Origin of the sequence: Frankia sp. AgKG'84/4 (genome assembly GCF_023242965.2) — a bacterium.
Lineage (GTDB): Bacteria > Actinomycetota > Actinomycetes > Frankiales > Frankiaceae > Frankia.
This window is the reverse complement of the sequence record NZ_JALKFU020000154.1, coordinates 1-10,030: the sequence shown is the minus strand read 5'-3', so window position 1 is coordinate 10,030 and position 10,030 is coordinate 1. Positions and strand designations below refer to the sequence as shown.

At 71.8% G+C, this 10,030-nt stretch carries 10 protein-coding genes; 8 read left to right on the top strand and 2 right to left on the bottom strand.

Annotated features, from left to right (window positions below):
• The 6 genes from MXD58_RS12100 to MXD58_RS12075 form a co-directional block, all read left to right on the top strand.
• Positions 1-451 (top strand): serine/threonine kinase C-terminal domain-containing protein (locus MXD58_RS12100; protein ID WP_518477879.1); only part of this gene is annotated, 451 nt, incomplete at its 5' end.
• Between the two features lie 374 nt (positions 452-825).
• On the top strand, positions 826-3,045 hold the full coding sequence (locus MXD58_RS12095) for an NADP-dependent isocitrate dehydrogenase (RefSeq protein WP_248837675.1): 2,220 nt from the start codon (positions 826-828) through the stop codon (positions 3,043-3,045).
• A gap of 228 nt (positions 3,046-3,273) precedes the next feature.
• Entirely contained in the window at positions 3,274-3,552 is a 279-nt protein-coding gene (locus MXD58_RS12090; protein WP_248837676.1) for a hypothetical protein, read from the top strand.
• Positions 3,549-3,929 (top strand): PIN domain-containing protein, encoded by a 381-nt coding sequence (locus MXD58_RS12085; protein WP_248837677.1) that lies wholly within the window; start codon positions 3,549-3,551, stop codon positions 3,927-3,929. The genes MXD58_RS12090 and MXD58_RS12085 overlap by 4 nt, the downstream gene beginning before the upstream one ends.
• Before the next feature lie 293 nt (positions 3,930-4,222).
• Positions 4,223-4,927: an HAD family hydrolase gene (locus MXD58_RS12080; RefSeq protein WP_248837678.1), complete on the top strand. Its 705-nt coding sequence runs from the start codon at positions 4,223-4,225 to the stop codon at positions 4,925-4,927.
• A 283-nt stretch (positions 4,928-5,210) separates the two neighbouring features.
• Complete coding sequence (locus MXD58_RS12075; RefSeq protein ID WP_248837679.1) at positions 5,211-6,599, top strand: DUF2786 domain-containing protein; 1,389 nt, start codon at positions 5,211-5,213, stop codon at positions 6,597-6,599.
• Positions 6,600-7,033: 434 nt separating this feature from the next.
• On the opposite strand, the gene MXD58_RS12070 is transcribed toward MXD58_RS12075, so the two are convergent.
• A complete protein-coding gene (locus MXD58_RS12070) occupies positions 7,034-7,600 on the bottom strand; it encodes a TetR/AcrR family transcriptional regulator C-terminal domain-containing protein (protein WP_248837680.1) in 567 nt (188 codons plus the stop codon).
• Here MXD58_RS12070 and MXD58_RS12065 point away from each other — a divergent pair.
• A complete protein-coding gene (locus MXD58_RS12065; RefSeq protein ID WP_248837681.1) occupies positions 7,572-8,279 on the top strand; it encodes an FAD-dependent monooxygenase in 708 nt (235 codons plus the stop codon). The two genes, MXD58_RS12070 and MXD58_RS12065, sit on opposite strands and share 29 nt — an antisense overlap.
• A 146-nt stretch (positions 8,280-8,425) precedes the next feature.
• On the opposite strand, the gene MXD58_RS12060 is transcribed toward MXD58_RS12065, so the two are convergent.
• Complete coding sequence (locus MXD58_RS12060) at positions 8,426-8,854, bottom strand: pyridoxamine 5'-phosphate oxidase family protein (RefSeq protein WP_250609319.1); 429 nt, start codon at positions 8,852-8,854, stop codon at positions 8,426-8,428.
• Between the two features lie 431 nt (positions 8,855-9,285).
• Here MXD58_RS12060 and MXD58_RS12055 point away from each other — a divergent pair, with 431 nt between their 5' ends.
• On the top strand, positions 9,286-9,927 hold the full coding sequence (locus MXD58_RS12055; protein ID WP_248837684.1) for a superoxide dismutase family protein: 642 nt from the start codon (positions 9,286-9,288) through the stop codon (positions 9,925-9,927).
• Positions 9,928-10,030: the final 103 nt, after the last annotated feature.

Genomic DNA, 10,030 nt, shown 5'->3' with positions numbered 1-10,030 from the left:
GCCCGCGTCGGCCCCGGCCGGCTCTCTCGTCCACCGCGACGCCGCCGGGTGGTCGGCGGCGTTGCCGGCCGACTGGCGGCTCGCCGGTGGCGGTCCCGCCCGTCTGCGGGCCAGCGCGCCGGCGGAATACCCGGACCTGCTGGTCGAGGTCCAGGCCAGCGCGGGCGCGTCGTCGATCGGTGCCTGGCGCGACCTGGAACCGGCGGTGCGCTCCACCAGCAGCGGCTACCGTCTGCTGTCCATCCGGCCCGCGGACGGCGGATCCGGGGCCACGGCCGCGATCTGGGAGTTCACCTTCACCTCGGGTGGGCGCACCATCCACGTCCTCGATCTCGGCGTCACCCGCAACGGTCACGGGTACGCGCTGCGCTGGCGGGCGCCGGAGGAGGACTGGTCGGGCTCGCTCGGCCAGTTCCGGACGATCGTGGCGTCGTTCCGTCCCGGATCGTGACGGCGTTCGGACCGCCCGGTCCGAACTCGGCTCGAAGCGGCCGGTCCGGGACAGACCACGGCGTGATGTCGATCGCCCGCCGAGCGTCCACGCGGGTCCGGACCACATCCGGCAGGCGTTGACATTCTCCTCCGAACGGGCCGCTGCCATACAATCCCGGACGGTGCCCAGCCGACCACCTCGGTGCCGATCCCACGTGCAGACCGTGGTGGGCGTGGCGAGCCTCGCATCGGCTGCGGGCGCTGTGTAGGCGTGCCGGCCCGTCCAGTGCCGATCCGTCGGCAAGGCGTCCCGGCCACCGCCGAGGCGGGAGCACGGCAGGCGACGCGGCATATCGTGATACCCAGACGGAGTAGACGTGAAGCGGAGTGTCGGTGACTGATTCAACGATCATCTATACGCACACCGACGAGGCGCCGGCCTTGGCGACGTACTCGTTCCTGCCGGTGGTGCAGGCGTACGCGGCGGCCGCGGGGGTCCCGGTGGACAGCCGCGACATCTCCCTCGCCGGGCGGATCATCGCGAGTTTCCCCGAGCACCTCGAGCCCGCGCAGCGCATCGACGACGCGCTCGCCGAGCTCGGCGAGCTCGCGAAGACGCCCGGGGCGAACATCATCAAGCTGCCGAACATCTCGGCGTCGATCCCGCAACTGCGGGCCGCGGTCGCCGAGCTGCAGGCCAAGGGCTACGCGCTGCCCGACTACCCGGACGACCCGGCGACGGACGCCGAGCGGGAGATCCGGGCCCGCTACGACCGGATCAAGGGCAGCGCCGTCAACCCGGTCCTGCGCGAGGGCAACTCCGATCGCCGCGCCCCCGCCTCGGTCAAGGCCTACGCCCGCGCGCACCCGCACCGGATGGGTGCCTGGAGCGCCGAGTCGAAGACGAACGTCGCGACCATGAGCGCCGACGACTTCCGCTCCACTGAGAAGTCGGCGATCATCGCGGCGGACGACACGCTGCGCATCGAGTTCGTCGGCGACGACGGCTCCACCACGGTCCTGCTGCCGGCGCTGAAGGTCCTCGCCGGCGAGGTCGTCGACGCCTCCGTGCTGCGGGTCGCGGCGCTGCGCGAGTTCCTCACCGAACAGATCGCCCGCGCCAAGGCCGAGAACGTGCTGTTCTCGGTGCACCTCAAGGCCACGATGATGAAGGTCTCCGACCCGATCGTCTTCGGCCACGTGGTCCGCGCCTTCTTCCCGAAGACCTTCGCCGCCCACGGCTCCGCGCTCGCCGCCGCCGGCCTGACGCCCAACGAGGGGCTCGGCGGCATCTACAGGGGCCTGGAGTCGCTGCCCGGCGGCGCGGACATCCGCGCCTCCTTCGACGCCGAACTCGCCGACGGCCCGGCGCTGGCGATGGTCGACTCCGACAAGGGCATCACCAACCTGCACGTCCCCAGCGACGTCATCGTCGACGCGTCCATGCCCGCGATGATCCGCACCTCCGGTCACATGTGGGGCCCGGACGGCGCCGAGGCCGACACCCTCGCGGTCCTGCCCGACTCCAGCTACGCCGGCATCTACCAGGTCGTCCTCGACGACTGCCGCGCCCACGGCGCCTACGACCCGGCGACGATGGGCTCGGTGCCCAACGTCGGCCTCATGGCGCAGAAGGCCGAGGAGTACGGCAGCCACGACAAGACCTTCGAGATCGCCGCGACCGGCACCGTGCGCGTCGTGGGCGCCGCCGGCGAGGCGGTGCTCGAGCAGACCGTCGCCGCCGGCGACATCTTCCGCGCCTGCCAGACGAAGGACGCGCCGATCCGCGACTGGGTGAAGCTCGCCGTCACCCGCGCCCGCGCCGCCGGCGTCCCGGCCGTGTTCTGGCTCGACGAGACCCGCGCGCACGACGCCCGCCTCATCGAGAAGGTCCGCGCCTACCTCACCGAGTACGACACCGCCGGTCTCACCATCGAGATCAAGGCGCCGGTCGACGCGATCGCGTACTCGCTGGAGCGGATCCGCCGTGGCGAGGACACCATCTCCGTCACCGGCAACGTGCTGCGCGACTACCTGACCGACCTGTTCCCGATCCTGGAGCTCGGCACAAGCGCCAAGATGCTCTCCGTCGTCCCGCTGATGAACGGCGGCGGCCTGTTCGAGACCGGCGCCGGCGGCTCGGCGCCCAAGCATGTCCAGCAGCTGGTCAAGGAGAACTACCTGCGCTGGGACAGCCTCGGGGAGTTCCTCGCCCTCGCGGTCAGCTTCGAGCAGTTCGCCGCCGCCACGGGCAACAGCCGCTCGAAGATCCTCGCCGACACCCTCGACCGCGCCACCGCGACCTTCCTCAACGAGGACAAGTCCCCGGCTCGGCGCGTCGGTGGCATCGACAACCGCGGCAGCCACTTCTACCTTGCCCTGTACTGGGCGCAGGAACTCGCCGCGCAGACCGAGGACGCGACGCTCGCCGCGGCGTTCGCGACCCTGGCGAAGTCGCTGACCGAGTCCGAGGCGACGATCGCCGAGGAGCTGCTCGCCGTCCAGGGCCACCCGGCCGACCTCGGCGGCTACTACCAGCCCGACCCGGTGAAGGCCACCGAGGTGATGCGCCCGTCGGTCACCTTCAACGAGGCCCTCACCCTGCTGTCCTGACGCTGTCCTGACGATCGGCCCTACCCACCGGATGGCCCACGGTCTCCCGGTTGCATGACCTTTGACGCCCCGCCCGCCGACCTCGCCGGGCGGGGCGTCGGCTTTCCTCGGCGGTTGCGCGCCCACAGAGGGAACTCGACAGCATTTTCTTCAAAGCAGATCAACTTGCCCCTCACCTGCCGTAGGATTGCCGAGCACCCTCCGGCATACCTGATGACAGGAGATGACATGGCCGTGACCGAAGCCCTCATCAGCGTCCCGGAAGACGTCCGCGAGAGACTGGAACGCATCGCAGGCGAAGCCGGGATGTCACTACGGGCGTACCTGACCCGCCTGGCTCACTCGGTCGAGGTCTACTCCGAGGAGGAGCGGCGCGAGCGCTCGGAGCGGGCGCTGTCCGCCCTGTTCGCCTTCTCGGGCTACAACCCGACACCGGCGGAGGCCGCCGAGCACGAAGCCGACTTCCAGCACTGGCTCGCGCGGTACCGGCAGCCGGCCACGCGATGAACCAACCCCTGCATGTAGTCCTGGACTCGACCGCGATGCTCCTGATCGCCCGCGGCAACCGCCGTGCCTCCCGGCTGGTCTGCCAGGCCGGCGAGGGCGGCGGCATCCATCTGTACGCGCCGACCTGCGCGCTGGTCGAGGCCGACCGCGTTCGCCGCGGCGTCGCCGAGCACATCGCGTCCCTGCCGGGCGTCGGCATCCTGGATCTTGACCTGCCCGCCACCATCGCTGTCGCCCGCCGGCGGACCTGGGGGGCAGCGCACACCCGCCACGCGGCAGCCCCGCTACCCGAACGGCCCGTCGAGGCGGTCATCGCGACCGCAGAGCCGGACCGCTGGGCCGGCGAACCCGTCGAACTGATGAACCTCGCCGCCTGATGGGAGCTACCGGGTCGTTGTAGGGCAGGCTCGGTGCTGGTAGCCGCCGGTTGGTGAGCACTCTCGCCGCCTGAACTGAAGTTGGCGACAGCGGTGGCGGGTCGCCGCGCCGGCGCTGTCGCCGCAACCGTGGCGCTGATCGAGGCCGAGGGTGGCCGGGCCGTCGCCGTGCCGACCGATGTGACCCGGGAGGACGAGGTCGCGCGGCTGATCGAAACCACGATCGCCGCGTTCGGGAGGCGGTCGGCGGCTCTGCCGCCCGCGGCTGAACACGGATGTGAAAGCATGCCGGTGTGGCTGCGCCCGCTCTTGTCCTGTGGGATGTCGACCACACGTTGTTGGACAGCGGTGGCGTCAGCCGGGCGCTGTACTCCCGTGCGTTCGAGCGGGTCGTTGGCCGGGCGCTCGACGAACTGGCCGACCTCACGGGTCGGACCGAGCGGGCCATCGTCCTGGAGACGATGCGGCTCGGCGGTGTCACCGATCCGGAGCGGCTGCTATCCGCCTTCTATCTGGCGATGGTTGACGCCGCCCGCGAGCTGCAGGGCACGATGCGGGCCCGCGGCCACGCACTGGCGGGCGCCCGGCAGGCCGTCGCCGGTCTCGTCGCCGCGGGCGTCGTCCAATCGGTGGTCACCGGAAATCTGCGGCCCGTCGCCGAGACCAAGCTCGCCGCCTTCGACCTGACCGATCATCTTGACCTCGACGTGGGTGGCTACGGCGACGCCGCGCCTGACCGGGCGGTGCTGGTGACCCTCGCCGTCACCCAGGCCGAGGCGGCCCGCGACGTCGTCTATCCCCGGCACCGCGTGGTCGTGATCGGCGACACGATCCACGACGTGAAGGGCGCGCTCGACGCCGGCGTCCGGCCGGTCGGCGTAGCCACCGGCCGCGACAGCGCCGCTGAGCTCACCGCCGCCGGCGCGGCGGCAGTGCTCGCCGACCTCACCGATCTGTCCGCGCTGCGGCTGGCCGTCTTCGGTGCCACTCAATCCTGAAACTGGTACTACGGTTTAGGTGAATTGCCGGCCGATTCGCATTCATGCTGCCTGCCACCAGCCGATTGACCACGACCACTGGGTTCTGGCGATTGTTGGCAGCATTTTCCGCGAGAACAATTCAACCCGCTCCGCCATGCCCTAGGATCAGCGAGAATCTTCTCCGGTGGCAGCAGTGGAAACTGGCCGCCCGAGGCTCGATGTTTCTCCGTGACTCACTCCGGTCGCCCTGGAAAAGCTGACAGGCGAAGACCCGGGTGGAACGAGCAGGTGCGAGGTGAGGATGAGTAGCCGTAACCGCGAACGCCGCAAGGCAAAGCAGAAGGCCCGCGCGGCTCGTGGCCGCGCACGGGCCGCCGAAAGGACAGCGGGACAGGCCGGCGGCGAACCGCACGACAGCGCGTCGCCAGCCGGCGCAATCGACGCGCTGGTCGCGGCGATGTTGAACGCGACGCTCGCCGAGGATGATGCCGCGATCGTGACGTGGGTCGAGATCCTGGCCGAACCACCGGGCGGGTCGATGGCGCGCCGGCTGGTCAACCAGGTGCTGGCCGGATGGTTCGACAACCTCGTCGAGGACACCTGGGAACGCGGCTGGCAGCCTGCCGAAGCGCACCGGGTCGTGAGCCGGCGGGCCGGCCAGGCAGCGGCCCGCCTCGTCGTCGACGCCGTGGCCGCCCAGATGCGCCGCTACGACCCCGCCACCGTCGACGAGCGCTGGCAGGCCCAGCTCCGCGGCCTCGGCGTCCTCGCATGGCGTGACCGAAACGACGACTGGCTCGATGCCTGGGCCGACAACGAAGGACTGGACCGCGCGCAGGCGCTCGTCGAGGTCCTGTTCCTGCTCAAGCTGCTGGCCATGTTGCCGCGGCTCGGGATGCTCTGCCCCCCGCCCGGCACCACCCGACGCGATCCCCCGCCCCACGCCACCCCGCCGTGCGCGAACCCGCGCACCGACCGCGGCACGGATCCCCGCACCCTCGACAAGGTCCGTGCGCTGCTGGCGAAGGCCGAGTCCACCGGGTTCGCCGAGGAGGCCGAGGCGCTGACAGCCAAGGCCCAGCAGCTCATGGCCCGCCACAGCATCGACGACGCACTGCTCGCCGCGGCGGCGGTGAGCCCCGCCGAGCCGGCCGCCCGCCGGGTCGGCATCGACAACCCCTACGAAGTGGCCAAGGCCAGCCTGCTCGACGTGGTGGCCACCGTGAACCGCTGCCGTGCGGTGTGGGCGAAGCATCTCAGCTTCTCGACGGTCGTCGGCTTCGAGGGCGACCTCGACGCCGTCGAGCTCCTGTACACGTCGCTGCTGGTCCAGGCGACGACGGCGATGATGAGGGCGGGATCCCGCCAGGACCACGCCGGACGGTCCCGCACCCGGTCCTTCCGCCAGTCGTTCCTCGCCTCCTTCGCGATCCGCATCGGCCAGCGCCTGCGGATCGCGACCGAACAGGTCAGCGAGCAGGCCGCCGCCGAAGCCGGCGAAGGCCGCCTGCTGCCCGCGCTCGCGGCCCGCACGGGCGCCGTCCGGCAGGCGACCGAGGCGATGTTCCCGCGGATCGTCGCCCAGTCACTGCGCGCGAACGACAGCGAGGGATGGGCCTGCGGTCGGGCCGCCGCAGACCTCGCCTCCCTACGCATTCGCGACGAGGTCACCAGCGAAAGCGGTGGCTAAAGGAATCGGTCGGCGAGATAACGCGCACCACGTCGCGCACCTGCACGTCAAGCCGTGCGCGGTGGAAAACGGCGGTGGCCATTCATGTTCGACCCGAACGGCCCGGCCACCCCACCCAACGAGGTACATCTGACGGTCGACACCGACTCCGCCGACGCGAGCACGGCGACCGTCACCAACGCCCGCCCCGTCGGCGACGGCGCGAAGTCCGTGGTCATCCGCCCTGTCGGAGCCCTGACCAGGCGAGTGCCAGCGGGTGTTGCACGACTACTTCGCCTGGGCCACCACCACGACCATGTCGCGCTACCACGACAGCGCGGACGATGTCCCAGCACTGGCCCTGCCACGATGGTCCTGGGACGGACTCCAACAGTGAGTCCGGGGACAACAGTGAGTCCGGCGACGCGCCGCGCGGGCGGCGGACCCGGCGCGCCTCATTCGGTCAGTGCCGACAGGCCATCGAGCAGCCATTCCAGAATTGCCTCGAAGGTCTGGGGCGGCGGGCTCATCCGGTCGGGCTCGGCGGCCCAGCGGCTGAAACGCGGGAACCGGCCGGTGGCGGCGATCTGGTCGAGGTAGGGGGCGGCGACGGCGGCGAGGTCGGCGTCGGTGCTCAGGCCCGTGCCGGCCCGCATCGTCCGCTCCTCGAGCAGGGCCAGACCGGACCCGAGGACGTGGCCGAGCACGGTCGAGACGAAACCCATCCGGGTCGCCGCCGGCAGGCCCAGCGGTTCGAGTTCGGCGAGCGCGGCGTCATGGACGCCGAGCGCGTGGGGCCCGAACGGCGGGCGGCTGAAGGCGAGCCGGGCGAACCACGGATGGCGCCCGACGGCCCGCCATCCCGAGGTGCCGAGATCCCGCAGCGCCACCCGCCAGCCCCCGCCGCGGGTCACGGTGAACAGGCCGTAGACCTCGTCGACCATCAGATCGACGAGCCCGTCCTTGCTCCCGACATGGCGGTAGAGGGTTCTGGTGGTCGGTGGCGGCCTGGTCGGGCTCACCGCCGCGGTGGCGCTGCGCCATCACGGCGTGGCGGTGACCGTCGTCGAACGGCGCGCCACCACCTCCCCGCAGCCCAAAGCCCGCCGCTTCCACGTCCGGACCATGGAGATCCTGCGCGAGCTGGGCCTCGCCGACGCCGTCCACGTCCTCGCCCGTGACCTCGCCGGCCACGACCACATGGCCCGCGGGCATACCCTCGCCGACGCGACGCGACTCCCGCTGTGGCCGCAGGCCGGCGACCCCGCGGCGCCGATCAGTCCGGAACAGCCGTGCTTGACCGCCCAGGACCTCCTCGAGCCGATGCTGCGGGCTGCCGCGATCGACGCGGGCGCCGACGTCAGATTCAGCACCGAGCTGCTCGGCTTCGAGCAGTCGCCGCAGGGGGTGGTCGGCCACCTACGGGACGGCGACATCCATGCCAGCTACCTGGTAGCCGCCGACGGAGCACGTAGCGGTACCCGTGCGGCGCTGGGGATCGCCCGGTCCGGTCGCGGGCGGATCGGGCGGCCCAGCGTCAGCGTGTACTTCCACGCGGACCACGCCGAGGTCGTGCGCGGCCCGGAGTTCAACCTGTGCCAGATCGAACACCCCAACGCCCCCGGCGTGAGCGAATGCGAGGTATCCCTGTCGAACAGTCAGGTAGCGGCTCAGCCACGCACGGCCGGCGGACGCGCGTGACCGCGGGTGACGCCAGGGCGGACCAGGCGGCCGATGTGCCCGTCACCCGCCGAGACTCGCGACCCGCCTGGGGCTCCGGCTGCCGTCCAGGACGTTTATCGGCGGAACTCCCCGCCAGCTCAGCTAAAGGGCGGGTCGGCCCGCTCTCAGACGCTGATCGCCGCGGTCGGGTCGGCCAGGTCCGCGGCCGGCTGCGGCTCGCCTTCGACCGTGTGGACCGCGATGACCCCGGCCCAGTGGGGCAGGTCCAGGTCCTCGGGCTCGTCCATCGGCCCGCCGGTGCGTGTCTTGAGGGTGACCTGGGTGGCGGGGTCGGCGAGCGCGATGGCCAGCACCGTGGTGGCGGCCATCTCCCGGCGGTTCGGCGGGCGGCAGGCGGCCGAGCGGCCCGGCGCCGTCCGGTCGACGAACGCGTCCAGCACGGCGCGCTTCTCCGTCTCGTCGGTGACGGGCGTGGCCAGGCCGCGGATCAGCACCGACCGGTAGTTCACCGAGTGGTGAAAGGCCGAACGGGCCAGCACGAGACCGTCCAGCAGCGACACCGTCACGCAGACCGGCAGGCCGGCGGCGAGCATGCGGGCGGCCACCGAGCCATGGAGGTGCAGGGTGTCGCCGCGGCGGACGGCAGGGTCGGCAGCACATGCGGCCAGGCGTCCACGACCACGCCGACATGGCACATCCGTGCCTCGTCGAGAACCGCGCGGATCCGGTCCAGGTCATCGTCGAACCGGTCGCGTGCCCGGGTGGGCGTGAGATGCGCGGAGCTCGGAGCAGGCGTCGGCATGCCGTCAGCGTCGCATCACCCCGAAACGCTGCCCACCGGTTTTCGGCGGCCGACCTCGTCCCTGACACCCCCGGGCAGGCCCGGTCGAGGGGCCTTGTCCGGAGGGTCGACCTGGCGCATTCGCGACAGTTCGGGCGCTGGCGTGTCGGAGTGCGCCAAGGTGGTGCGTCGTGGTCGACCATGGCGGTCGACCGACACGGCCACAGGCAGGAGAAGATCTTCATGGTTCGCGGTCTCACGCGGGGACGTGCCGGCGCAGGCATGATCGGCGGCCTGATCGTGATCGCCGCACTGGCGGCCGGTTGCGGGGAGGACACCACGGCGTCCGGTGCCGCGGCGCCCGCGGGCGTCTCGGCCCAGGCTCCGGAATCGGCCCACGGGTCCGCAGCGGCCCAGGAGTCGACCACGGCGCCGGCGCCGGCTTCGACGTCCCTGGCGCCGATGATCGATCCGTCGGCGACGCCGGCCAGCCAGATCCCCGGCGCGCGTAGGTCGATGTTCGTGCTGCTGAACACCCGTCCGGCGGGGCTCGACGGGGTCCGGGGCACCGCCTGGCTGGCGCAGGACGCCGCCGCCGGCACCACGCTCACGGTGGCGGTGACCGGCCTGGCGCCGAACGCGCACTACGTTGCCCACCTGCACGCCAAGCCCTGTGCGCAGAGCAACGGCGGTGGCCATTTCATGTTCGACCCGAACGGCCCGGCCGCGCCGCCCAACGAGGTGCATCTGAGCGTCGACGCCGATGGGGCCGGCGCGAGCACGGCGACGGTCACCAACACCCGGCCCGTCGGCGACGGCGCGAAGTCCGTGGTCATCCACCCCGTCGGCGCCCTGACCAAGCGAGTGGCCTGCGCCGATTTCTGACCCGGCCGCCCTGGCGACCGGCGGCGACAGGCGGCGACCGGCGGGCATCGGGCCGCGCCGCCGCGGACCGAGCCTCCCTGCACGCCCGCGACCAGATCAGCGC

Coding starts and splice junctions, on each gene's coding strand:
- MXD58_RS12090 (WP_248837676.1), top strand. CDS start 3,274: ATGGCCGTGACCGAAGCCCTCATCAGCGTCCCGGAAGACGTCCGCGAG.
- MXD58_RS12085 (WP_248837677.1), top strand. CDS start 3,549: ATGAACCAACCCCTGCATGTAGTCCTGGACTCGACCGCGATGCTCCTG.
- MXD58_RS12075 (WP_248837679.1), top strand. CDS start 5,211: ATGAGTAGCCGTAACCGCGAACGCCGCAAGGCAAAGCAGAAGGCCCGC.
- MXD58_RS12060 (WP_250609319.1), bottom strand. CDS start 8,854: ATGCTCGCCGCCGGCCTGCCGGTCTGCGTGACGGTGTCGCTGCTGGAC.
- MXD58_RS12055 (WP_248837684.1), top strand. CDS start 9,286: ATGGTTCGCGGTCTCACGCGGGGACGTGCCGGCGCAGGCATGATCGGC.